The 24,361-nt window shown below is 69.0% G+C and carries 21 protein-coding genes; 13 read left to right on the forward strand and 8 right to left on the reverse strand.

All coding sequences use genetic code 11. The features are described 5' to 3' along the window. The 6 genes from ACZ5EF_RS05250 (at position 1) to ACZ5EF_RS05275 (ending at position 6,589) form a co-directional block, all read left to right on the forward strand. Positions 1–1,476: an ATP-binding protein gene (locus ACZ5EF_RS05250; protein WP_346062035.1), complete on the forward strand. Its 1,476-nt coding sequence runs from the start codon at positions 1–3 to the stop codon at positions 1,474–1,476. A 159-nt stretch (positions 1,477–1,635) separates the two neighbouring features. Then, complete coding sequence (locus ACZ5EF_RS05255; protein ID WP_379730137.1) at positions 1,636–2,919, forward strand: ABC transporter substrate-binding protein; 1,284 nt, start codon at positions 1,636–1,638, stop codon at positions 2,917–2,919. A gap of 91 nt (positions 2,920–3,010) precedes the next feature. After that, positions 3,011–3,946, forward strand: coding sequence for a carbohydrate ABC transporter permease (locus tag ACZ5EF_RS05260; protein WP_346062034.1), 936 nt, complete (start codon positions 3,011–3,013; stop codon positions 3,944–3,946). After that, positions 3,939–4,817, forward strand: coding sequence for a carbohydrate ABC transporter permease (locus tag ACZ5EF_RS05265; RefSeq protein WP_346062033.1), 879 nt, complete (start codon positions 3,939–3,941; stop codon positions 4,815–4,817). The genes ACZ5EF_RS05260 and ACZ5EF_RS05265 overlap by 8 nt, the downstream gene beginning before the upstream one ends. Before the next feature lie 42 nt (positions 4,818–4,859). After that, complete coding sequence (locus tag ACZ5EF_RS05270) at positions 4,860–5,978, forward strand: ABC transporter ATP-binding protein (protein WP_346062032.1); 1,119 nt, start codon at positions 4,860–4,862, stop codon at positions 5,976–5,978. Positions 5,979–6,043: 65 nt separating this feature from the next. Further along, positions 6,044–6,589: an NUDIX hydrolase gene (locus ACZ5EF_RS05275; RefSeq protein WP_346062031.1), complete on the forward strand. Its 546-nt coding sequence runs from the start codon at positions 6,044–6,046 to the stop codon at positions 6,587–6,589. 195 nt (positions 6,590–6,784) lie between these two features. Here the strand turns inward: ACZ5EF_RS05275 and ACZ5EF_RS05280 are convergent, their stop codons facing one another. From ACZ5EF_RS05280 to ACZ5EF_RS05300, 5 genes are all read right to left on the reverse strand, one after another. Continuing rightward, positions 6,785–7,222, reverse strand: coding sequence for a universal stress protein (locus tag ACZ5EF_RS05280; protein ID WP_346062030.1), 438 nt, complete (start codon positions 7,220–7,222; stop codon positions 6,785–6,787). A gap of 89 nt (positions 7,223–7,311) precedes the next feature. After that, on the reverse strand, positions 7,312–8,355 hold the full coding sequence (locus ACZ5EF_RS05285) for a TIGR01620 family protein (protein WP_346062029.1): 1,044 nt from the start codon (positions 8,353–8,355) through the stop codon (positions 7,312–7,314). A 9-nt stretch (positions 8,356–8,364) separates the two neighbouring features. Then, positions 8,365–9,747, reverse strand: a complete 1,383-nt coding sequence (locus ACZ5EF_RS05290) for a YcjX family GTP-binding protein (protein ID WP_346062028.1) — start codon at positions 9,745–9,747, stop codon at positions 8,365–8,367. Between the two features lie 20 nt (positions 9,748–9,767). Beyond that, entirely contained in the window at positions 9,768–10,946 is a 1,179-nt protein-coding gene (locus ACZ5EF_RS05295) for an MFS transporter (protein ID WP_346062027.1), read from the reverse strand. Between the two features lie 133 nt (positions 10,947–11,079). Next, positions 11,080–12,675 (reverse strand): solute:sodium symporter family transporter, encoded by a 1,596-nt coding sequence (locus tag ACZ5EF_RS05300; RefSeq protein ID WP_346062026.1) that lies wholly within the window; start codon positions 12,673–12,675, stop codon positions 11,080–11,082. A gap of 218 nt (positions 12,676–12,893) precedes the next feature. Between ACZ5EF_RS05300 and ACZ5EF_RS05305 the strand changes: the two genes are divergently transcribed. After that, positions 12,894–13,442 carry a DUF924 family protein gene (locus ACZ5EF_RS05305; RefSeq protein WP_346062025.1) on the forward strand — a complete coding sequence of 183 codons (549 nt, stop codon included), beginning with the start codon at positions 12,894–12,896 and terminating at the stop codon, positions 13,440–13,442. A 52-nt stretch (positions 13,443–13,494) separates the two neighbouring features. Beyond that, positions 13,495–13,734 carry a GlsB/YeaQ/YmgE family stress response membrane protein gene (locus ACZ5EF_RS05310; protein WP_346062024.1) on the forward strand — a complete coding sequence of 80 codons (240 nt, stop codon included), beginning with the start codon at positions 13,495–13,497 and terminating at the stop codon, positions 13,732–13,734. Between the two features lie 82 nt (positions 13,735–13,816). Here the strand turns inward: ACZ5EF_RS05310 and gabT are convergent, their stop codons facing one another. From gabT to ACZ5EF_RS05325, 3 genes are all read right to left on the reverse strand, one after another. Then, positions 13,817–15,115 (reverse strand): 4-aminobutyrate--2-oxoglutarate transaminase, encoded by a 1,299-nt coding sequence (gene gabT / locus ACZ5EF_RS05315; protein ID WP_346062023.1) that lies wholly within the window; start codon positions 15,113–15,115, stop codon positions 13,817–13,819. A 33-nt stretch (positions 15,116–15,148) separates the two neighbouring features. Beyond that, positions 15,149–16,594: an NAD-dependent succinate-semialdehyde dehydrogenase gene (locus tag ACZ5EF_RS05320; protein WP_346062022.1), complete on the reverse strand. Its 1,446-nt coding sequence runs from the start codon at positions 16,592–16,594 to the stop codon at positions 15,149–15,151. Between the two features lie 176 nt (positions 16,595–16,770). Continuing rightward, entirely contained in the window at positions 16,771–17,658 is an 888-nt protein-coding gene (locus ACZ5EF_RS05325) for a LysR family transcriptional regulator (protein ID WP_346062021.1), read from the reverse strand. Between the two features lie 93 nt (positions 17,659–17,751). Here ACZ5EF_RS05325 and ACZ5EF_RS05330 point away from each other — a divergent pair, with 93 nt between their 5' ends. Genes ACZ5EF_RS05330 through ACZ5EF_RS05350 form a run of 5 tightly spaced genes read left to right on the forward strand, consistent with a single transcriptional unit; the run spans position 17,752 to position 24,358 of the window. Continuing rightward, a complete protein-coding gene (locus tag ACZ5EF_RS05330) occupies positions 17,752–19,191 on the forward strand; it encodes an aldehyde dehydrogenase family protein (RefSeq protein WP_346062020.1) in 1,440 nt (479 codons plus the stop codon). An 11-nt stretch (positions 19,192–19,202) separates the two neighbouring features. Next, complete coding sequence (locus ACZ5EF_RS05335) at positions 19,203–20,210, forward strand: dipeptidase (RefSeq protein ID WP_346062019.1); 1,008 nt, start codon at positions 19,203–19,205, stop codon at positions 20,208–20,210. A 50-nt stretch (positions 20,211–20,260) separates the two neighbouring features. Next, on the forward strand, positions 20,261–21,850 hold the full coding sequence (locus ACZ5EF_RS05340) for a BCCT family transporter (protein WP_346062018.1): 1,590 nt from the start codon (positions 20,261–20,263) through the stop codon (positions 21,848–21,850). Next, positions 21,843–23,594 carry a hypothetical protein gene (locus tag ACZ5EF_RS05345; protein WP_346062017.1) on the forward strand — a complete coding sequence of 584 codons (1,752 nt, stop codon included), beginning with the start codon at positions 21,843–21,845 and terminating at the stop codon, positions 23,592–23,594. The genes ACZ5EF_RS05340 and ACZ5EF_RS05345 overlap by 8 nt, the downstream gene beginning before the upstream one ends. Next, the gene (locus tag ACZ5EF_RS05350) at positions 23,591–24,358 is read left to right on the forward strand and encodes a DUF3726 domain-containing protein (RefSeq protein ID WP_346062016.1); all 768 of its coding nucleotides are present in this window, start codon (positions 23,591–23,593) and stop codon (positions 24,356–24,358) included. Before ACZ5EF_RS05345 ends, ACZ5EF_RS05350 begins: the two co-directional genes overlap by 4 nt. The last annotated feature ends 3 nt before the right edge of the window (positions 24,359–24,361 follow it).

Here is a 24,361-nt window from a genome sequence, read left to right on the forward strand (position 1 = left end):
ATGGCGGAGGTCGTCGGTCCCTGGCGTCGCCTGCGGCGCACCCTGGCGCGCGGACTGCCGCGCTCGCTGCGCGGTCGCTTCGTGCTGATCATGATCACCGGGGTGCTCAGCGCCCAGTTGGCCAGCTACGCGATCTGGACCGCCCAGGCCCGCGCCAGCCAGCTCGAGCAGCTCGACGAGCTCTCCCGCAACGTGGCCTACAGCGTCGCCTCCACGGTGCGCTTCTTCCGCTCCCTGCCCCGTGACTACCGGCATATCGTGCTGGACCAGCTGCGCGACATGGGCGGGACCCGCTTCTTCGTCAGCATCAACGACCATCGCATCCCGGTGGAGGAGATCGGCCGGGGCCCTGAGCAGGCCCTGGTGGTGGGCAACTTCCGGCGGGTGCTGGGGGAGGAGCTGGGCATCAGCGATGCCCGGGTGGAGTTCTCCCGCCCCGAGACCCTGCGCCTGCTCAACAACCAGGTGCTGCTGCACGACCTGCCGCCCCGCTGGGGTCAGCACAGCCTGCTGATGGAGCCCCTGTCGCCGCCGATTCTGGTGGTGCAGATGGCCCTGGAACCGGGGGAGTGGCTCTATGTGGCGACCCTGCTGCCGGTGCCGGAGCTCTTCGCCGGGCGCCACTGGCTGGCCGGGGATCGCCTCTTCGCGGTGCTGATCGTGCTGTTCACCGTGGTGGGGCTCTCCTGGCTGGGCATCCGCGGCGTGACCCGACCCCTGGCGCGGCTGGCCCGGGCCGCCCGCCAACTGGGCGATGACCTGGACGCGCCGCCCCTGCCGGAGCGGGGGCCCCGGGAGACCCGCGAGACCACCCAGGCCTTCAACCGCATGCAGCGGCGCATCCGCGCCCAGGTGGAGGAGCGCGAGCGGCTCTTCTCGGCGATCTCCCACGACCTCAAGACCCCCATCACCCGGATGCGCCTGCGCGCCGAGATGCTCGACGACCCCCACCAGCGGGAGCGTTTCTGCGCCTCCCTGGACGAGCTGGACCTGCTGGTCAAGGGGGCGCTCGCCTCGGTAAAGGGGCTCGACCTCCACGAGGAGGTGGTGGCGGTGGACGTGGTCGCGCTGCTGGAGAGCCTCGCCGCCGAGCTGCGCCTGCAGGGGGGCGAGGTGCACCTGGACGGGGAGGCGGCGCCGCTGCCGGCCAAGCCCCTGGCCCTGAAGCGCTGCCTGGGCAACCTGCTGGAGAACGCCATCTTCTACGGCGGCCGGGTCGAGGCGAGCCTGGCGGACGGCCCCGAGGCGCTGGTGATCACCCTGCGCGATCACGGCCCGGGGATTCCCGAGGCGCAGCTCGAGCGGGTCTTCGAGCCCTTCGTGCGCCTGGAGCCCTCGCGCAGCCGGCATACCGGCGGCAGCGGCCTGGGGCTGGGTATCGCCCGGCATATCGTCCGCGCCCTGGGCGGTGAGTTCGAGCTCTTCAACCATCCCCAGGGGGGGCTGGTGGTGCGGCTGCGCCTGCCCCGCCGGTAGTCCGCCCGGCGGTCGTTTATTACAAGGGGGTAATAAAACCGCAAGACTTTGCAGCACTAGGTAACCCCACCCGGGGACGGGCCTGGAGTAGCGTGTCGATAATCGTGCCCCCAGAGTGCGATATCAGAGCGCGACACGATAACAACAAGGAGACACGCTATGCCCGCATCCGTTGAATCCCGTCCCGTCATGCTGCGTCCCACCCTGCTCGGCCTCGCCGTGGCCGCGACCCTGGGCGCCTCCGCCGCGGCCCAGGCCGGTGAGGTAGAGGTACTGCACTGGTGGACCTCCGGCGGCGAGGCCCAGGCCGCCTCGGTGCTCAGGGACCTGGTGGAGGCCGAGGGCCACGCCTGGCAGGACTTCGCCGTGGCCGGCGGCGGCGGCGAGACCGCCATGACCGTGCTCAAGTCCCGGGCCATGTCCGGCAACCCGCCCTCGGCGGCCCAGATCAAGGGCCCCGAGATCCAGGAGTGGGGCGGCCTGGGGCTGCTCGGCGAGCTGGACGAGGTGGCCGAGACGGAGGCCTGGGATGGCCTGCTGCCGCCCCGGGTGGCGGAGATCATGCGCCACGACGGCCACTATGTGGCGGTGCCGGTCAACGTGCACCGGGTCAACTGGCTGTGGGGCAACCCCGAGGTGCTGGCGGCCGCCGGGGTGGAGATGCCCGAGAGCTTCGACGAGCTGTTCGCGGCCGCCGAGGCGATTCGCGCCGCGGGCCATGTGCCCCTGGCCCATGGTGGCCAGCCCTGGCAGGACGCCACCCTCTTCGAGACGGTGGTGCTGGCGGAGGGCGGTGAGGACTTCTACCGGCGTGCCCTGGTGGAGCTCGACCCCGAGGCCCTGGGCAGCGACACCATGATCCAGGCCCTGACCACCTTCAAGCGTTTGCGCGAGCTGATGGACGAGGGCATGCCGGGGCGCGACTGGAACGTGGCCACCGCCATGGTCATCCACGGGGTGGCCGCGATGCAACTGATGGGGGACTGGGCCAAGGGCGAGTTCACCGCCGCCGGCCTCAGCGCCGGCGAGGAGTACCTCTGCGCCCCGGCCCCGGGCACCGACTCGGCCTTCACCTTCAATATCGACAGCCTGGCCATGTTCCGGGTCACCGAGGCCGCCGACCTGGCCGCCCAGCACGACCTGGCGCGGCTGGTGCTGGAGCCCACCTTCCAGGAGACCTTCAACCTGGCCAAGGGCTCGATCCCCGCCCGTACCGACCTGGACATGAGCGCCTTCGACGCCTGTGCCCAGGCCTCCATGGCCGACTTCCAGGCGGCCGCCGACAACGGCGGCCTGGTGCCCAGCATGGCCCATGGCATGGCGGTGCGTGCCGACGTCCAGGGGGCCCTGTTCGATATCGTCACCAACTACTTCAACAGCAGCGACATGAGCGCCGAGCAGGCGGCACAGCGGCTGGTCCGCGCCGCCCAGGCCACTTACTAGGCCTACATCTGCTCGACATCGAGGAGGCGGCACGCGCCGCCTCTCCCTGCCACCGGCGGGTTCGCCCGCCGCCGAAGCCAGTGGTGACCCCATGACCCTATCGCTCTCGACCTCCCGGGAGACCGGGCGGCCCGCGCCCGCCCGGCCGACCCCCGCGGCGCGCCTCCAGGCCTGGCTGCCGCGCCTGGTGCTGACCCCCTCGGCGGCCGTCTCCCTGTGTTTCGTCTACGGCTTCATGCTGTGGACCCTGGCGCTCTCCCTGACCAACTCGCGGATGCTGCCCAGCTACGAGTTCGTCGGCTTCGCCCAGTATGCGCGGCTGATGGCCAACGACCGCTGGTGGGTGGCCTCCGCCAACCTGGTGCTCTTCGGCGGCCTCTTTATCGCCATCTGCCTGGTGCTGGGGGCCGTGCTGGCGATCCTGCTCGATCAGCGCATCCGCCAGGAGGGAGCCCTGCGCACCCTCTACCTCTACCCCATGGCGCTCTCCTTTATCGTCACCGGGGTGGCCTGGAAGTGGCTGCTCAACCCCGGCCTGGGGCTGGAGGCCATGGTCCGCGGCTGGGGCTTCGAGGGCTTCCGCTTCGACTGGCTGGTGAACCCGGACATGGCGGTCTACACCCTGGTGATCGCCGCGGTCTGGCAGGCCTCCGGCTTCGTCATGGCGTTGTTCCTGGCCGGGCTGCGCGGCATCGACGACAGCATCATCAAGGCCGCCCAGCTCGACGGCGCCGGCCTGGCGCGGATCTACTGGCGGGTGGTCTTGCCCTGCCTGCGCCCGGTGGTGTTCAGCGCGGTGATGATCCTCGCCCATATCGCCATCAAGAGCTTCGACCTGGTGGTGGCGCTGACCGGCGGCGGCCCCGGCTATGCCTCGGACCTGCCCGCCACCTTCATGTATGCCCACGCCTTCAACCGCGCCCAGATCGGCCTGGGCTCCGCCAGCGCCATGCTGATGCTGGGCGGCGTGCTGGCGATCCTGGTGCCCTACCTCTATTCGGAACTGAGGAGTCGCAAGCATGGCTAACGTCATCCGTCGTCAGACGCCCCTGGCGCGCCTGGGTCGGGGTGCCCTCTATGCCACCCTGATCCTGGCCGCGCTCTTCTACCTGCTGCCGCTGGTGGTGATGCTGCTCACCTCGATCAAGCCCCTGGAGGAGATCCGTGCCGGCAGCCTGCTGGCGCTGCCCCTGGCGCCGACCCTGGAGCCCTGGGCCAAGGCCTGGGGCGAGGCCTGCACCGGGATGCGCTGCGAGGGCATCGGCGGCTACTTCTGGAACTCCTTCGCCATCGTGATTCCCGCGGTGCTGATCTCCACCCTGGTGGGGGCGCTCAACGGCTATGCCCTGACCCAGTGGCGCTTCCGGGGCTCGGAGCTGCTCTTCGCGCTGATGTTGTTCGGCTGCTTTATCCCCTTCCAGGTGGTGCTGCTGCCCATGGCCCAGACCCTGGGCTGGCTGGGCCTGGCCAGCTCCCGGGCGGGGCTGATCCTGGTGCATGTGGTGTTCGGCATCGCCTTCACCACCCTGTTCTTCCGCAACTTCTATGTGGCGGTGCCGCGGGAGCTGGTGGCGGCGGCCAAGCTGGACGGGGCGGGCTTCTTCCGCATCTTCTGGCGCATCCTGCTGCCGGTGTCGGCGCCGATTATCGTGGTCTCGGTGATCTGGCAGTTCACCCAGATCTGGAACGACTTCCTGTTCGGGGTGGCCTTCTCGGGGCACGACACCCAGCCGGTGACGGTGGCCCTCAACAACCTGGTCAACACCTCCACCGGGGTCAAGGAGTACAACGTGGACATGGCCGCCGCCATGATCGCCGCCCTGCCGACCCTGGTGGTCTATGTGCTGGCCGGCAAGTATTTCGTGCGCGGGCTGACCGCCGGCTCGGTCAAGGGCTAGGTCCAAGAACCCAAGACAACAATTAATAACGAGGTAACCGCCATGTCGGCTCTGGAAATCAACAAGGTTCGCAAGACATTCGGCAATACCGAGGTGCTCAAGGAGGTCAGCCTGGCCATCGAATCGGGGGAGTTCCTGATCCTGGTGGGGCCCTCCGGCTGCGGTAAGTCGACGCTGATGAACGCCATCGCCGGCCTCGAGCCGGTCACCGCGGGGGAGATCCGCATCGCCGGGCGCGACGTCACCTGGTGCACCCCGGCGGAGCGGGACATCGCCATGGTGTTCCAGTCCTATGCCCTCTACCCCAGCATGACGGTGCGCCAGAACATCGCCTTCGGCCTGGAGATGCGCAAGATGCCCCGGGGCGAACGGGAGGCCGCCGTGGAGCGGGTCGCCGACCTGCTGCAGATCTCCCATCTGCTCGAGCGCAAGCCGTCGCAACTCTCCGGCGGCCAGCGCCAGCGGGTGGCCATGGGCCGTGCCCTGGCCCGGGAGCCGCAGATCTACCTCTTCGACGAGCCGCTCTCCAACCTGGATGCCAAGCTGCGCGTCGATATGCGCACCGAGATCAAGAAGCTCCATCAGCGCCTCGGCACCACCATCGTCTATGTCACCCACGACCAGGTCGAGGCGATGACCCTGGCCGACCGCATTGCCGTGATGCGCGACGGCGAGATCCTGCAACTGGGCACCCCGGAGGCGATCTACAACGACCCGGTCAATCGCTTCGTGGCGGAATTCATGGGCTCGCCGTCGATGAACCTGATCGACGCCACCCTGGAGGGCGACGCGGCGCAGGGCTACCGGCTGCGTATCGTCACCCCCGGCGAAGACGATCTCTGCCTGCCCTGGCCCCGGCCCACCGAGGCCCTGGCCTCGCGGGTGGGCCAGCGGGTGCTGCTGGGCCTGCGCCCCGAGCACTTCGCCGAGCACGATGCGCGGATCGATGAAATGGCCCAGGGCGCGCCCTTCACCGCGCGGGTCTCGGTGGCCGAGCCCACCGGGGCGGATATCCTGCTGCGCCTGCCCCTGGGAGAAGGGGAGGTCACCGCCCGGGTGGGGCCCCGCTGTCCGGTGCTGCCCGGCGAGCGCCTGGCGCTGCGTATCGACCTGGGGCGGGCGGTGCTCTTCGATGGCCAGAGCGAGCACCGCCTGGCCTGAGGCTTGCCGCGGTGCCGGGGGGCGGGTAGGGTAGCCGGCCTGCTGATTCCGACGAGGCCCCGCCCATGCGATTGATCGAGCGTATCGTCCATCCCGAGCTCGACTCCCTGGAGGCGCCGGCGGCGCGCATTCATCGCCGCCGGGCCGCCCGGGGGGTGATCCTCGATGGCGAGGAGATCCTGCTGCTCTATACCCGCCGCTACAACGACTTCAGCTTCCCCGGCGGCGGGGTGGACGAGGGCGAGGCCCTGGCGGCGGGGCTGCATCGGGAGCTGGCCGAGGAGACCGGGGCGCGCAATATCCGCGTGCTGGCGCCCTATGGGGTGGTGGAGGAGTGGCGGCCCCACTACAAGCCGCAGTATGACCTGATGTATATGCACTCCTATTTCTACCACTGCCGGGTGGATCGCGACCTGGGCGAGACGCGCCTGGAGGGCTACGAGCAGGCCAACGGCATGGTGCCGCGTTGGGTGCCGATCGCGGAGGCGATCGCCCATAACCGGGGGGTGATGGCGGCCAAGGAGGCCAGCATGGGGCTCTCGATCCTGCGCGAGACGCGGATGCTGGAGCACGTGGCTCGGCACCTGATGACCGAGGCGGTGGCTGGCTAAGCGACGATGGTGAACAACACGAGGCGCCCTTGCCCTGGCAGCGAGCCCAGGGCAAGGGCGCCTTGCGTTTCTGGTTTAGCGGATGGCGATCACGCCGCACCCGGCGCCATATCGCCTCACCTTGCCTTGTGGGGTTTAGCGGACGGTAATCACGCCGCACCCGGCGCCATATCGCCTCACCTTGCCTTGTGGGGTTTAGCGGACGGTAATCACGCCGCACTTGGCACTATGCATCACCTTGTGGGAGACGCTGCCCATCACCAGCCCGGCCAGGTCGCCCAGGCCGCGGCTGCCCAGCACGATGGCGTCGACACCCAGGGTCTTGGCCTGGCTGAGGATGGTGCGGGCCGGCTCGCCCTGGCCCAGGTGGGTCTCCACCTTGGCCACGCCCAGCTCCCTGGCCTGGGCCTCGGCGCGCTCGATCACCTGCCTGCCGGCGGCCTCCAGGTCCTCCCGGCTGGCCTCCAGGGAAACGGCGCCGATGCCCCACACCAGGGTGCTCTCATGGGCCAGGGACTCGGGGATATGCAGAATATGCAGGGTGGTCTCCCCCTGGGCCAACTGACAGGCCAGCTCCAGGGCTTTCTTGCCGTTTTCGGAACCATCCACGGCGACCAGCAGTGACTTGTACATGGAACCTCTCCTTTTTCGTCGGGGACTTCGCCGCTAGCGGCGCTTGGTAACCATCCTAGGTCATCTGCGCCGGTCTGACTTGACCGGGGTCAAGTCCGTGGCGTCTTGTCGCTTTCGCCCTGGGTTTCCAGGCGGCGCAGGCGCTGCCAGACATCCTGGCGCAGGTCCTTGAGGCGTGGCGTCTCGGCCTCGGCGAAGGCCAGGGGCCGCGCCAGGCGTTGGGTGCGCAGGCCGAGCCGGGCGCTGAGCAGACCCACCCCCAGTCCCTGGGCGCCGCGCAGGGAGATGCGGCCCGCCAGGTTCATCGACACCAGCTCCATGCCCGCCTCGCTGGCCAGCTCGCCGGCGCCGGCGAAGGCCATGTTGTAGAGCACCGCCCGCAGCAGGCGCAGGCGGCTGGCGTAGCCCAGCTCCAGGCCGTAGAGGTGGGCCAGGCGGTTTACCAGGGCCAGGTTGCGCCAGGCCACCAGGGCCATGTCCACCAGGGTCAGGGGGCTCAGGGCCACCATCACCGCGGTATCGCCGGACATCCGCGAAATCAGCCGCCGCGCCTCGCGATCCCGGGGCGCCAGCAGGTGGTGAGCCAGCAGCACCGCGGTCTCGGCGCCGTCATGGTGGGGGCCCCGGGCGGCCAGGTAGTCGCGCCAGTGGGGGTGATCGTCGTCGAGGCCGAGCTGGCGACGCAGCCGCTCCGCCAGGGCCTGGGCCTCGCCCGGCGTCGCCTGGGGCAGGCTATCCAGGGCTTCGCGCAGCCGCACATGGCGGCGCAGCCGCTTGAGCCGCCAGAGCTCGCGGCCCAGCGCCGTGCCCCCCAGGCCCAGGGCCAGCAGCAGCAGCAGGCTCCAGCCACCGGCCAGCCAGTCGCCGCCGAGGCTGGCCCGATAGAGGGTCTGGGCGCCCTCCAGGGCACCCAGGCCCAGGGCACCGCCGAGCAGGGTCAGCAGCCCCCAGCGGCGCTTGCGTGGGCGGGCCAGGCCGGCGTCGAGCGCCGCCTCGGCGTGCCCCGGCTCGTTCTCCTCATCCAGGGGGCGGCTGGCCTGGGCGTCGTCGAAGCGCTGCCCGGGGCGCGGGTCGTCCTGGGCGCTGGGCGTCTCGTCGAGGGAAAAGCGTCTCCCGGGGCGCGGGTCGGTCATCGGGGCTCTCTATGTCAGCTTATCGCCCAACAACCAGTCCAGCGCGGCGTCGAGGCGAATATGGGGCAGGGCGCCGCCGTCGATCGGCGGCGGGCGAAAGGCCGGGAAGTCGAAGCCCTGGCGGTGCCAGAAGTCACGATCCGGCAGTCGGCCCGGCACCTCGCCGGGAAACAGCAGTGCCTCCTCGCCACTCAGCAGGGTACCGCGCAGGGCCGGGCTGGTGGTGCCCCGCTGGGTCACCTCCCGGGGCTCGGTGGCGCGAATGGCGGCCAGGGAGAGCGCCTTGACCGGCACGTCGGCGAAGCGCAGCTCCTTGAGGGGCTCCGCCAGCAGCGCTTCCAGCAGGGCGACCAGGCGGGGGTGCTGCTCCGGGGTCACATGGTCGGCCTTGGTGGCGGCGATGGCCAGGCGGTCGATGCGCGGCGCGAAGAGGCGATTGAGCAGGCTGCGCTTGCCGTAGTCGAAGCTCTGCATCAGGGTGCCCAGCGCCCGGGCCAAGTCGTCGAAACGCTCCGGGCCGGCGCCGAGGGCGCCGAGCAGGTCCACCAGCACGATCTGGCGATCGAAGCGGCGGAAGTGCTCCCGGTAGAAGGGCTTGACGACCTTCTGCTGGTAGTGGCGAAAGCGCCGCGTCAGGGTGGCCAGGTTGCTCTCCGGCGCCGGTTTGCCGGTGGCGCCGTCGTCGAGGCCGGGCAGCGGGAAGAACTGCAGCACCGGGGCGCCGGCCAGGTCGCCGGGGAGCAGGAAGCGCCCCGGCTGCAGGTCGGCGAAGCCCGCCTCCCGGGCCGAGCGCAGCCCCTCGGCGTAGCGCTCGGCGAGGCCGGCCAGTTGGGCCTCGTCGGCGGGGGCCGCCGGGTCGAGCTCGGCCACCGCCGCCAGCCAGTCGGCGAAGTGCTCGCGCCGCGCCGGCCCCAGGCCCTGCCACTGGGCCCGGCTCCAACTGGCGTAGTCGTGGCCCAGCAGCGGCAGGTCGAGTAGCCACTCGCCGGGGTAGTCGAACAGGTCCAGGGTCAGTTGGCGGGTCTCGCCGCCCAGCAGGCCACGCCGGGTGGGACGGTAGCGGATCAGCAGGCGCAGCTCGCTGATGCCCCGGGTCGGCTCCGGCCAGCGCGGCGGGCGCTCGGTGAGGGCCGCCATGGCCGGGTCATAGGGGAAGCGGGGCACCGAGAGATCGCCCTGATCGACCCGCCGGGCCCCCAGCAGGCGTCCCTCCCGGGCGGCGGGCAGCAGGTCGAGGCGTGCCTCCAGGCCGGCATGGCGCAGCTGGTTGACCAGGGAGGTGAGGAAGGCGGTCTTGCCGGCCCGGGAGAGGCCGGTCACCGCCAGCCGCAGCTGGCGGTCGCGGCCCCGTTCGAGCAGATCCTGGACGTCGCGGGCCAAGGGTGGGCGCATGGGGCTCTCTCGTGGCTGGGTCAGTCACTAATGTGGGGATCGGCCAGCGGCTTGGCAAGTCGCTGCCAGGCCAGGGCCGCCACCGGCAGCAGGCACAGCGGCAGCAGCCAGGCATTCAGCGCCGCCCAGCCCAGGGCGTTGACCATGGGGCCGGCCAGCAGGGCGGTGACGGTCACGGTGGAGAAGACCAGGAACTCGTTGGCGGCCTGGGTGCGGGCCTTCTCGGCGGGGCGGTAGGTCTCGGTGAGCAGGCCGGTGGCGGGCAGGAAGGTGAAGTTCCAGCCCAGTCCGAGCAGGATCAGTCCCAGGTGGAAGCCCATCACCCCGGCCTCCAGCTGGGCCACCAGGGCGCTGGCGGCGAGCAGCAGGCAGCCGGCAAAGATCATGCGCGGCGCCCCGAAGCGGCCGGTCAGGCGTCCGGTGACGAAGGAGGGCAGGAACATGGCCACCACATGCCACTGGATGGTGGCGGCGACATGATCGAAGTGGTGGCCGGCACCGGCCATGGCCAGGGGCGTGGCGGTCATGGCCAGGTTCATCACCCCGTAACCGATCAGTGCCGCGGTCACGGCGACGATAAACATCGGCTGGCGCAGGATGGTGCCCAGGGGGCGAGTGGTCCCTTCGCCATGGGTGGCCGTCGGCGGCGGCAGGCGCAGCAGGGCGATCAGCAGCAGCGCCACCAGATAGAGGGCGCCCAGGCCCAGGAAGCTGCCCAGGAAGGGGGTGTCGGCCAGCTCGCGGCTGGTGCGGGCCAGCCAGGGGCCGAAGAAGGCCGCCAGCACCCCGCCGCCCATCACCAGGCCGATGGCCCGGTCGCGCAGCGGCGCCGGGGCCGCCTCCACGGCGGCGAAGCGGTAGAGCTGGCCGAAGCCGATGCCGATGCCGATCATCCAGGTGCCCAGCATAAAGAGCAGGAAGTGCTCGGCCACCAGGGCCTGGGCGGCGACGGCGACGCCGGCCAGGCCCGCCAGATTGCCCAGCACGAAGCCGCGCTTGCGGCCCAGTTTCGCCATCAGCAGGGAGGCGGGGATGGTGGCACACATCAGCCCCAGCCACTGGGTGGCCACCGGCGCCGTGGCCCAGGCGGCGTTGGGCGCCAGGGCGGCGCCGATCAGCGGCGAAACGGCGATCAAGAGGATATTGCCGCTGACCAGCAGGGCCTGGCACAGCGACAGCAGGGTCACGGTAAGCGGCATGACGACATTCCTTTGCGTGCTAAGGCTCCTAGTCTGCTCTCCCTGGCGTAGCGCGGCAAGGGCCGGAAACGGCGAAGCCCCGCGCGTGGCGGGGCTTCACGTCGGGCGAGTCAAGCCCGCTCTCGGGCCGAGCCTAGCCGGCGAAGGCACCGTAGAGCAGGATCACCAGCACCACCAGCACTACCGCCGAGGGCACGGCGCCCTTCCAGGGGGTCAGGTCCACCTCGCCGCTGTCCTCGTGGACCCAGGGGGTGGCCCGCGGGCGCAGCTTGCCGATCAGCAGCATCACCGCCACCAGCAGCACGAAGACCGCCGCCACGAAGTGGAACTCGTGCATGATCCCCGGCAGCTTGTCGAAGGGCGGCACGAAGTAGCCCGCGGCGATCAGCAGGCAGCCCCCCACCAGGGCCACCTTGGCGGCCATGGGCGGTACCCGCTTGGTCAGCAGGCCCACCAGCACCACCGCCAGCAGCGGAATGAAGTAGATGGCGTTCATCTTCTGCAGGTAGCCGAAGAGGCTCTCCTGGCCGGCCAGCAGCGGGGCGATGGTCATGGTGGTGAGGGCCATGATCCAGCCGAACACCTTGCCCGACTTGACTACCTGCTCCTCGCTGGCGTCCTTCTTCAGCACGCCCTTGTAGATGCCCAGGCTGAAGATGGTGGTGGTGCTGTTCAGCGCCGAGTTGAAGGAGGAGAGGATGGCGCCCACCATCACCGCGGCGAAGAAGCCGGTGAGGTAGGGAGGCAGCACATTGAACACCAGATGGCCATAGGCCTCGTCGGCGCGCACGCCCTGGTCGGCATAGAGGTGGTAGGCGATGATCCCCGGCAGCACCAGGTAGAGGGGCCCGAGCAGCTTGAAGGCGCCGGTCAGCAGCACGCCCTTCTGGCCCTCGGCGAGGTTCTTGGCGGCGAAGGTGCGCTGGATGATCTGCTGGTTGGTGGTCCAGTAGAAGAGGTGCAGCAGCAGCACGCCGGTGAAGACGGTGGAGAAGGGCACCTGCTGTTCCGGGCCGCCGATGGAGTTGAGCTTCTGCGGGTCGCTGGCCTTGAGGAGCTCCCAGCCCGCCAGTACGCCCTCGCCGCCGCTGACCGCCTGCAGGCCCACATAGACGATCAAGAAGCCGCCGATCAGCAGGCCCACCCCGTTGAGGGTGTCGGAGACCGCCACGGTGCGCAGGCCGCCGAACAGGGCATAGAGGGCGCCGATGATGCCGACGACCCACACCGTCAGCCACAGCAGGGTGGTGGAGGACTGGATGCCGGTGAGGCCGGGCAGGTCGAGCATGCCTTGCAGGCCCATGGCGCCGGAGTAGAGGATGATCGGCAGCAGGATCACCGCATAAGCGATCAGGAAGATGATATTGGCGATCAACTGGGTGCCGTTATCGAAGCGGATCGCCAGCAGCTGGGGCAGGGTGGCGATGCCGCTTCTCAGGAAGCGCGGCAGGAAGAACAGCGCCAGGGCCACCAGGGCGATCACCGCGATCACCTCCCAGGCCATGACGCTCAGGCCGTCGCTGAAGGCGGCGCCGTTGAGACCCACCATCTGCTCGGTGGAGAGGTTGGTCATCAGCAGCGAGCCGGCGATCAGCGGGAAGGTGAGGCTGCGCCCGGCCAGGAAGTAGCCGTTGGTGCTCTCATGGTCGTCGCGACGGGTCAGCCACCAGGTGATCAGGGCCACCAGGCCCGTGAAGAAGAGGAAGGAGATGAGGGTCAGGGCGTGCATGGAAGAATCCTTGCCGTTGGGCCACCCCCGTGAGGGGTGTTTATGTAATTTTACTAGGTGATGGGATTCTACGGCGCACCCAGGCGGTGATCATTAGACCAAGGTCTAGATTTTATTGATGAATTGTTGGTTTTGTTACAGCGTTGAAATATAGCGGGCCGAGCATCGCCTATGCTGGAGGCGATCGCCCCGCGGGGCCCCGAGCGAAGGAGCAGACGATGGCACCGGAATCGCCGCAGGCAGTACTGAGTTTCTGGTTCGAGACCCTGACGCCACGCCAGTGGTTCGCCAAGGACGCGGCCCTGGATCGGCGCATCGCCGAGGCCTTCGGCGCGACCCTGGCGGCGGCGAGTCGCGGCGAACTCTGGACGTGGCGAGGCTCGCCACGCGGGCGCCTGGCGGAGATCCTGGTGCTGGATCAATTCTCGCGCAATATTTACCGGGAGACGCCCGGGGCCTTCGCCCAGGATCCCCAGGCCCTGGTGCTGGCCCAGGAGGCGGTGGCCCGAGGGGAGGATGTCGCCCTGGAAACGCCCGAACGGGCCTTTCTCTATATGCCCTATATGCACAGCGAGTCCCTGGCGATCCATGACCAGGCCGTGCGGCTGTTCGCGCAGCCGGGGCTGGAGGAGAACCTGCGCTTCGAGCAGCGCCACCGGGAGATCATCGCGCGGTTCGGGCGTTATCCGCACCGCAATGCCATCCTGGGACGGGAATCCACGCCGCAGGAGCTGGCCTTCCTCGAGGAACCGGGCTCGGCGTTTTGAAGTCGGGTAGACTTCATCAGGGAAAACTCACTGACCACACAAGGAGTAGCGCATGGGCTTGATCGGCTGGTTGATTATCGGAGGACTGGCGGGCTGGATCGCCGGACACGTGATGCGCGGCGGTGGCTTCGGGCTGTTCGGCAATATCGGCGTGGGCATCCTGGGGGCGGTGATCGGCGGTTTCCTGTTCGGCCTGCTGGGCCTGCAGGCCGGCAGCGTGATCGGCTCCCTGGTCACCGCGGTGATCGGCGCCGTGGTGCTGCTGTGGGGCATCAATATGCTCAAGAAGTAGCGGCCTGATTCCTCGAGGAGATACGAAAAAACCGCCCGGCCAGTTGGCCGGGCGGTTTTTTTCAGCGTGGTCCCACCAGCCCTCAGGCGGTGGCGGAGGCCTTGCTGCCGACCACTTCCTCGAGGGCGGCCTCGACGATGTCCAGGCCCTCTTCGAGGACGGCGTCCTCGATGGTCACCGGCATCAGGAAGCGGATGGAGTTGCCCCAGAAGCCGCAGGAGAGCAGGATCAGGCCCTTCTCCTTGGCCTTCTGGCACAGCTTGGCGGCCAGCTCCGGGGCCGGGGTGCGCGAGGCCTTGTCGGTGACCAGCTCGAAGGCGGCCATGGAGCCCAGGTTGCGGCCGTTGTCCACTGCCTCGAAGTCGCCCTGCCACTTGGCGAAGCGTTGGGCCAGCTTGTTGCCCAGGGCGGCGCTCTTCTCGAGGATGTTCTCGGCCTCGATGGCCTCGATCACCGCCAGGGCCGCGGCGCAGGCCAGGGGGTTACCGCTGTAGGTGCCACCCAGGGAGTTGGGGCCGGAGGCGTCCATCACCTCGGCGCTGCCGACCACCGCGGAGAGCGGCATGCCGTCGGCCATGGACTTGGCCATGGTCATGATATCGGCCTGGATGCCGCTGTGCTCCAGGGCGAACAGCTTGCCGGTACGACCGAAGCCGGACTGCACCTCGTCGGCGATCAGCAGGATGCCGTGCTCGTCGCACAGCTTACGCAGGGCCTGCAGGAAGGCCGGGGAGGCGGCATAGAAGCCCCCCTCGCCCTGCACCGGCTCGATGACGATGGCGGCAGTGCGGTGCGGCGCGATATCGGTCTTGAAGACGGTCTTCAGGGCCTGGAGGGAGTCCTCCTCGCTGATGCCGTGGTAGGGCACCGGGAAGGGGGCGCGGAAGACGTCACCCGGCATGGGGCCGAAGTCGTTCTTGTAGGGCAGCACCTTGCCGGTCATGGCCAGGGTCATGAAGGTGCGGCCGTGGAAGCTGCCATCGAAGCAGATCACGCCGCTGCGGCCGGTGGCGGCGCGGGCGATCTTGATGGCGTTCTCCAGCGCCTCGGCGCCGCTGTTGACCATCATCGCCTTGGCCTCGCCCTTGATCGGGGTCAGTTGGCAGAGCTTCTCGGCCAACTGCACATAGGGGGCATAGGAGATCACGGTCTGGCAGGTGTGCATCAGCTTGTCGAGCTGGGCCTTGACCGCCTCGACCACCTTGGGGTGACGGTGACCCAGGTTGAGCACGCCGATGCCGCCGGCGAAGTCGATGTAGCGCTTGCCCTCGACATCCCACAGCTCGGCGTTTTCGGCGCGCTCGACGAACTGGGGAGAGGGGCTGGCGGCACCCTTGGCCACGTAGCGCTGCTTGAGCTCGTTGAGTTGAGCGTTATTCATGAGTAAGCCTCCTTTGGTCGATGGGGCGTGCGCTTACAGGCCGCCGATACACACATACTTTAGTTCAGTAAAGTCCTCGAGGCCGTGGTGCGAGCCTTCGCGGCCCAGGCCCGATTCCTTGACACCGCCGAAGGGCGCCAGTTCGGTGGAGAGGATGCCCTCGTTGACCGCCACCATGCCGTACTCCAGGCTCTCCATCACGTTCCAGATGCGGCGATAGTCGCGGGCATAGAAGTAGGCGGCCAGGCCGAACTCGGTGGCGTTGGCCATGGCGATGGCCTCCTCGTCGGTGTCGAAACGGAACACCGGCGCCAGGGGGCCGAAGGTCTCCTCGGTGGCCACCTTCATCTCGCTAGTCACGTCGGCGACCACGGTGGGTTGGAAGAAGGTACCGCCCAGCGCGTGGGGCTCGCCGCCGCAGATCAGGCGACCGCCCTTGTCGAGGGCATCGCGCACATGGCTCTGCACCTTCTCGACGGCCGCCGGGTTGATCAGCGGGCCCTGGGAGACGCCTTCCTCCAGGCCGTTGCCGACCTTGAGCTGGGCGACCCGGGCCGCCAGCTTCTCGAGGAAGGCCTCGTAGACGCCGGCCTGCACCAGCACCCGGTTGGTGCACACGCAGGTCTGGCCGGAGTTGCGGTACTTGGAGGCCACGGCGCCCTCCACGGCGGCATCCAGGTCGGCGTCGTCGAAGACGATAAAGGGCGCGTTGCCGCCCAGTTCCATGGCCGCCTTCTTGACGGTGCCGGCGCACTGGGCCAGCAGCCTCTTGCCCACCGGGGTGGAGCCGGTGAAGGAGACCTTGCGTACCCGCGGGTCGGTGGTCAGCACCTCGCCGATGGCGGCCGGCTTCTCGGCGGTGACCACGTTGAGCACGCCGGCGGGCAGGCCGACCTGTTCGCCCAGGCGCACCAGGGCCAGGGCGGTCAGCGGGGTGGCCTCGGCGGGCTTGATCACCACCGGGCAGCCGGCGGCGAGGGCCGGGGCGCACTTGCGGGTGATCATCGCCAGCGGGAAGTTCCAGGGGGTGATGGCGGCCACCACGCCGATCGGCTCGCGGAGCACCAGGATGCGCTTGTCGGCGCCATGGCTGGGCAGGGTCTCGCCGGCCATGCGTTTGGCTTCCTCGGCGTAGAACTCCACGAAGGAGGCGCCGTAGGCCACCTCGCCGCGGGACTCGGCCAGCGGCTTGCCCTGTTCCAGGGTCATCAGCCGCGCCAGGGCCTCCTGGTTGGCCATGATGGCCTCGTACCAGGCGCGCAGCAGGGCGGCGCGCTCCTTGACCGGGCGCTTGCGCCAGTCGGCCCAGCTGGCCTCGGCGGCGGCCACCGCCTCGCGGGCCTCGTCGGCGCCCAGGTCCGGCACCTCGGCGATCAGCTCGCCGGTGGCGGGGTTGGTCACGGCGAAGCGACGCTCGGCATCGCGCCACTGGCCACCGATATAGGCCTTGGGAATCAGGAAGTCGGGCAGGACGGACATGGCTCCTCCAGGGGGTGTTGTCATCATATTGAACGCAGTGTGCATTATTTAAAACGTTGCGCCAAGCCCCTCCCTGTTAATTATTTTTGCCGGATCGCCGGGAGCGTCCTGACCGCAGCACGACACTTCGCGAGCCGCAACGGCGGCGGAGGAGCGCCTGCCGTCCTCGGCGAAAATCACTCGGTGTGGGGGGCCAACTGCTCCATCAGATGATCCTGCATGGCCTCAGCGGCGGGGGAGAGGCTCTGCCTGGCCCGACGCAGCAGGCCGATACGGCGCTCCAGGTGTGGCTCGGCGAGAGGGATAAAACGCAGCCGCTCATGCTCCTCCTGGAAGGCCAGGCGTGGCAGGGTGGTGATACCGATACCGGCCTCGAGCATGGCGGTCAGGGAAATCATGTTGGAAATATATAACGTGCTGCGGGCCAGCAGCTCGGCGGCGGGGGAGCCCTCCAATAGCCGCGAGGTGCCGTTGCGGATCAGTGGATGGCCCGCCAGCGCCTGCCAGTGCAACTGGCCATGTTTCGCCAGGGGGTGATCGTCGCGGCACACCACCCCGACCTCATCGCACAGCAGGGGAGTAAAGCTCAGCGCCTCGTCGGGTAGCCACAGGCTGGTGATGCCGAGCTCCACTTCGCCCTTGAGCACCATCTGGTTGACCCGCTCGGAGTGACCGTCCTGCAGGCTGATCTCGATGCCGGGGTGGTCGCGAACGAAGCTGGCCAGGAGGCTGGGCATCAGGCGGCTGGCTACCGAGGGCACGGCGGCGATATCCACCCGCCCTCGCTGTTGGCTGGCCAGGGCCAGGGCGGCCTGACAGAGGCGGTCATGGTGGGCCACCAGCTCGCGGAAGCGCGGTTCGCACCACTGCCCGAAGGGGGTCAGCAGCGCCTTGCCGTTGCCCTTCTCGAACAGCGCCTGACCGAGGCGGGACTCCAGGTCGCGCACCGCCATGGAGATGGCCGGCTGGCTGCGGTGAAGTTGCTTGGCGGCGGCATGGAAACCGCCCTGGTCGACGATGGCCAACACATAGCGCAGGGGCTGGAGCTTGAGTTCCGGCAGCATGGTAAGACTCTCTGATCAAATCATCTATTTTATTGATTATATTTATCTTAGTGACTCTCCTAGGATGATGCCAACGCTATCCAGGAGGTCATTATGTCAGCCAAGCACTCCCTTTATATCGCCGGTCAGTGGGTCGAGGGCGAGAGCACCGTCGCCAACCATAGCCCCTCGGACCGTCAGGACCTGATCGGTCACTACGCCCAGGCCAGTATCGCCCAGGTGGGCAAGGCCATCGTCGCCGCGAGGCAGGGGCAGCGCGAGTGGGCGAAGAGTGGCCTGGAGCAGCGCTACGGCGTGCTGATGGCCATCGGCGACGAGCTGGCCACCCGCAAGGACGAGCTCGGTGAACTGCTGGCCCGGGAAGAAGGCAAGACCCGCGCCGAGGGCGTCGGCGAGGTCTACCGCTCCGCCCAGTTCTTCCACTACTACGCCGCCGAGGTGCTGCGCCAGATCGACGAGCGGGTCGACTCCGTGCGCCCGGGCATCGAGGTGGACACCCGCCGCGAGCCGGTGGGCGTGGTGGGCATCATCAGCCCCTGGAACTTCCCCATGGCCACTGCCGTGTGGAAGATCGCCCCGGCGCTGGCCTTCGGCAACGCCGTGATCTTCAAGCCGGCCAACCTGGTGCCGGCCAGCGCCTGGGCGCTGACCGAGATCATCAGCCGCCAGGCGCTGCCCGCCGGTACCTTCAACCTGCTGATGGGCCCGGGCTCGAGCGTCGGCGACGCCCTCATCTCGAGCCCCGAGATCGACGCCCTGAGCTTCACCGGCTCCCTCGACGTGGGGCGCCGCGTGGCCGCCGCCACCGCCGCCAATCTGGTCAAGTGCCAGCTGGAGATGGGCTCCAAGAATGCCCTGATCGTCGCCGACGACGCCGACCTGGACCTGGCCGTGGAGGCCGCCTTCGCCGGCGCCTACTCCGGCACCGGCCAGAAGTGCACCGCCTCCTCGCGGCTGATCGTCACCGCGGCGGTCCACGACGCCTTCGTCGAGAAGCTGGTCGGGAAGCTCGAGACGGTCCGGGTCGGTCACGCCCTGGAGGAGGGCGTGCATATCGGCCCCGCCGTGGACGCCCGCCAGCTGGAGTCCAACCTGGCCTGGGTCGAGCGCGCCAAGGCCGACGGCGCCACCCTGGCCTTCGGCGGCGAGCGCCTGACGCGCGACACCGATGGCTTCTTCATGGCGCCGACGCTGTTCATCGACACCACCAACGACATGGCCATCAACCGCGAGGAGGTCTTCGGCCCGATCGCCTGCGTGATCAAGGTCCGCGACTACGAGGAGGCCATCGCCACCCTCAACGACACCAACTTCGGCCTCACCGCCGGCATCATCACCGACTCCCTGGCGCTGGCCAATGACTTCAAGGCTCGCGCCGAGACCGGCTGCGTGATGGTCAACCTGGCCACCGCCGGCACCGACTACCACGTGCCCTTCGGCGGCCGCAAGGACTCCAGCTTCGGGCCCCGGGAGCAGGGCCGCTACGCCCGCGAGTTCTATACCGTGGTCAAGACCTGCTACGTCAAGGCCTGAGGAGACGCCCCATGTCCAAGGAAATGCTCACCGTCGACGGCCTGCAGTACTCCAACTGGTCGCGGGAGATCTTCGAGCAGATGCGCGAGGGCGGCGTCGACGCCGTCCACGCCACCCTGGTCTATCACGAGAACACCCGCGAGACCCTGTCGCGCCTGGGCGAGTGGAACCGCCGCTTCGAGGCCCACGGCGACCTGATCATGCCGGTGCGCGCGCCGGGCGATATCGAGCGCGCCCGCCAGGCGGGCAAGGTCGGCATCTTCCTCGGCGCCCAGAACTGCTCGCCCATCGAGGACGACATCGACATGGTCGCGGTGATGCGCGACCTGGGGCTGCTGATCATGCAGCTCACCTACAACAACCAGAGCCTGCTGGCCTGCGGCTGCTACGAGGCCGAGGACAGCGGCATCACCCGTTTCGGCCGCCAGGTGATTCGCGAGATGAACCGGGTCGGCATGGTCATCGACATGTCTCACAGCGCCGAGCGCTCGACCCTGGAGGCGGTGGAGCTCTCCGAGCGGCCGGTGATCATCTCCCATGCCAACCCGGCCTCCTTCCACCCGGCCAAGCGCAACAAGTCGGACCGGGTGCTCCGGGCCATCGCCGAGTCCGGCGGGCTCCTGGGCTTCTCGGCCTACCCCTTCCACCTGAACAACGGGCCGGATTGCTCCCTCGAGGAGTTCTGCGACATGGTCGCCCGCACCGCCGACCTGATGGGCATCGAGCATATCGGCATCGGCACCGACCTGTGCCAGGCCCAGCCCACCTCGGTGCTGGAATGGATGCGCAACGGCCGCTGGTCCAAGGAGATGGACTACGGCGAAGGCAGCCAGGCCAACGCCGACTGGCCGAAACCGCTCGCCTGGCTGCGTGACAGCCGCGACTTCCCCAACCTGATCGCGGGGCTGCGCCAGCGCGGCTTCGACGAGACCTCGATCGCCCGGATCCTGGGCCGCAACTGGGTCGAGCTGCTGGAACGCGCCGCCGTCCCGTCCGGGGTCGAGGAGGCCGTCGCCTGACCGACAATAACAACGGGCCCCGCCGGGCCCCTCAGCCAAAGGCCATCGACATGACACAAGAAACCATCGCCACTCAGCCGGCCGCCGCGCCGCGGGAGCACCGCCTGGGCGACCCCGTGGTGCTGACGCTCAGCGTGGGCTTCATCCTGCTGTTCGTCGCCCTGTCGCTGTATGACGTCGACCTGGTGGCCGGCGTCATTGGCGCCGGCTTCGCCTGGACCGCCGCCACGCTCGGCTCCTACTTCCAACTGCTGCTGCTGTTGACCTTCTTTATCGGCATCGGCGTGGCCCTGTCGCCCGCCGCCAGCGCCAAGATCGGCAACCGTGCCACGCCGGAGATCAGTACCTTCAAGTGGCTGTCGATCATCATGTGCACCCTGCTGGCCGGGGGCGGCGTCTTCTTCGCCGCCGGCGAGCCGGTCTACCACTTCGTGGTCACGCCGCCGGCCTTCGACACCCAGGCAGGCACCGCCGAGGCGGTGGCCGGGGCCCTGGCCCAGTCCTTCATGCACTGGGGCTTCCTCGCCTGGGCGGTGCTCGGCTCGTTGACCGCGGTGGTGCTGGCCCACGCCCACTATGACAAGGGCCAGCCGCTGCAGCCGCGCACCCTGCTCTACCCGATCCTCGGCGAGCGCGTGATGAGCGGCACCTTCGGCGGCGTGGTCGATGCCCTGTGCGTGATCGCCGTGGTCGCCGGCACCGTGGGGCCGATCGGCTTCCTGGCCACCCAGGTGAGCTTCGGCCTGCACGAGCTGTTCGGCGTCTCCGAGGGCTACGGTACCCAGCTGGTCATCCTGGTGGCGCTGGCCGCGGTCTACGTGACCTCGGCGGTGACCGGCATCCATCGCGGCATCCAGCTGCTCAGCCGCTTCAACGTCTTCCTGGCCCTGGCCATCGCCGCGGTGATCTTCCTCTTCGGCCCCACGCTGTTCCTCACCAACGCCTTCACCCAGGGCTTCGGCGAATACCTGACCTCCTTCTTCGCCATGGCGACCATGACCGCCGAGACGGCGCCGGCCTGGTGGATGCAGTGGTGGACGGTGTTCTTCTTCGCCTGGTTCATCGGCTATGGCCCGCTGATGGCGATCTTCGTGGCGCGCATCTCCCGGGGCCGCACCATCCGCCAGATGATCCTGGCCGTGGCGGTGATGGCACCGATCGCTACCACCGTTTGGTTCACCCTGCTCGGCGGCTCGGGCATCCACTACCAACTGACCGGCGTGATTGACCTGACCGAGGCCCTCAACAACTTCCAGTTCGACGTGGCCACCCTCACCGTGGCCCAGGCGCTCCCCGGCGGCACCCTGATGGCCCTGGCCATCCTGGTGCTGACCACCATCTTCGTCGCCACCACCGGCGACTCCATGAGCTATGCCATCGCCGTGGTGGGCTCCGGCCACGACCGCCCCAGCTCCCTGGTGCGCGCCTTCTGGGGCATCGCCATGGCGCTGATGGCGGGCATCCTGCTCTACATGGGCGCCGGTCAGATCAGCGTGCTGCAGCAGTTCATCGTGCTTACCGCCATCCCGGTGTCGCTGGTGCTGCTGCCGTCGCTGTGGACCGGTCCCCAGGCCGCCTATGCCATGGCCCGGGCCCAGGGCCTGTCCACGCGTCGCAAGCTGGAGCAAGCGCATGACTGAGTTCGCCTACCCGACCACCGATCCGGTGCCGCTGCGCCCCGCCGCGGAGGTCATGGACCTGGAGCGGCTGGGCAGCTTGCCGGCCAGCCGGCTGAGCTTCGTGCGCAGCCTAGTCCGCCAGATGGCCCGCCAGCGCTGGCAGATCAGCCGTACCCGCTTCGAGCTGGACGCCCAGGGGCACGGCATCGCCATCTATCGGCTGCAGACGCCCCAGGGCCGCTATCACGGGGTGATCTTCTCCCAGCACCTGGCGGACGACCAGCGCTCCGACCGGGTGATCGCCCAGGCCTGGGACGTCACCTTCGGGGTGGTCGAGGGCGACGTGGACGACGCCCTGCTCGAGCAGATGGCCGCCAACGTACCGCTGCAGGAGGCCGGGCGCCAGCACCCGCGGCTGCTGGTGCTGTCACGGGCCAACCGCAGCCTGCGCAACTTCGCCCATTTCGTGACGGCACTGTCCGCCGGCGAGCAGCCCGACCCGGTCTGGCTGACCCGGGTCGGCTACCTCTACCGGACCACGGCGGTCTACGGCAACGGCAAGTTCGGCATCGCCGATTTCGTGCGCCTGCGGGACAACCCCGACTTCCAGCGGCCCTTCTCGGCCCAGATGCTGGCGGTCTACCTGCTGCGTCACTTCTCCATCGAGCAGGTGGAGCATATCGCCCGCTGCCGGGCGCCGGAGGCCGCGGTGCCCATGGCCACCGAACTACGTCGCTACCTGGGCATCGGCAACTCCACCGGCCTCGGCATGGCCCCCTTCCTGATCAACCACCCCCAGCTGATTCAGCAGTGGGTGACCTGTCGGGAGACCGCCCTGGCCCTGGCCCTGGCGCAATCGCCGGACGAGGTAAGCCGCCGGCGGCTGATCGCCCTGACCCGCCGCGCCATGCGCCACCTGGCCCAGACCGTCGCCGAGGACGCCGACCAGGCCGCGCGCAATGCCGCCGTCGTGGCGGCCCTGCCGGAGGTGATCGTGTGGCTCGAGGAGGTGCCGCTGGAGCCGGACCTCTGGCAGCAGCTGGTGGCCTGGAGCGCGCGCACCCTGCCCCTGGAGGCCCAGGAGCTGGTCAACACCCTGCTGATCGAACTCTACCCGGAGCGGGTCGACCCACTCGAGGAGCAGATGGGCACCGAGGAGTGCCTGGAGCTGACCCCGGACATGCCGCTGGTGCGCCTCAAGCAACTGATCGAGACCCACTACGACTGGGCCCTGGCCGAGGACTTCGACCGCTCGGAGGCGCGCCACTGGTTCTGGTATCGCTCCGCCGAGAAGGAGGAGCCCCGGCTCGGCGTGCGCGGCGAGGAGCCCGGTGCCGAGAAGGAACTGCCGCTGGCCATCGCCCCCCGGGTTCACCACGCCCACGGGGTGCTCTCCGGCTTCCTGGAGGCCAACCCCCGCGCCCTGGTGGTGGACTTCCTGATCGCCCACCCGCGCCACAAGGACATCGTGCGGCGTATCCAGTCCATGGTGGAGACGCCCTACGGCGAGATCCGTGCCAACCTCTGGCACCGGGACATGAAGCCCATGCACCTGCTGCGCACCAAGCTGGCCTTCTTCGGCGCCAGCCGCTTCGATCCCAAGTCGGACCGCTGGGTGCGTATCACCCTCTTCCAGGGCGCGCCCCTGGTCGAGGAGCTCAACGCCGAGCCCCGGGGCCTGGCCGACTTCGACGACTGGAGCTTCCCGCTGGAGCCCCAGGGCGTCAGGCACGCACAACCACAAGGCGCAGGAGAGAGAGCATGAAGGCGTCCTACAACGAGCTGCAGGGCCTGTGCCGCAAGGCCTTTATCGGCATGGGCTTCGAGGAGGGCGACGCCGCGGATGCCGCCGACATGGTGGCCTGGATGCAGTGCTTCGGCCTCGGCGGCCTGGCCGCCCTGAGCCGCGGCCTGGACTTCCTGCTCGACGAGGACCCCGACGAGCTGCCCAGCGTGCTCTACCAGGACGGCGACCTGGCGGTGATCGATGGTCATGGCCAGAGCGTGCTGCGCAGCTCCACCCTGGCCCTGGAGCTCGGCTTCGCCAAGGCCCGGGCCCGTGGGCTCTCGGTGACCAAGATCCGCCACTGCCACAATCGCCAGCTGATCATGGGCTACCTGGCCCGCCTGGCCGGTCGCGGCATGAACGTCACCGCCTTCTGGCGCAACGCTCAGCAGCCGCTGACCGAACAGGTGGTGGGCTTCCGGGCCAACGGCTCGGCGCCGGAGATCCGCGTCTACGCGGTGCAGGAGGTGCCGGAGGAGAACGAACCTAACGACGGCATCACCCTGGTGATGGCCAACCACGTGGACCTGCTGCCGGCGATGCGCTCGGACTACCGCTATGACCTGCTGGCGCGCCACGACGAATCGGACCTGCTGGCCTGCCGCAACCAGGCCCTGGCTGAGGGCATCGAGGTGGACGAGGCCGTCTGGGAACGCCTCAAGCACCTCGCCACCCGCATGCTGGTGGAGGCCACCGACGCCTCCCGCGAAGGCGCCGGCGCCGGCACCAATGACACCGACTGAGAC

The organism is Bisbaumannia salifodinae, assembly GCF_055388505.1.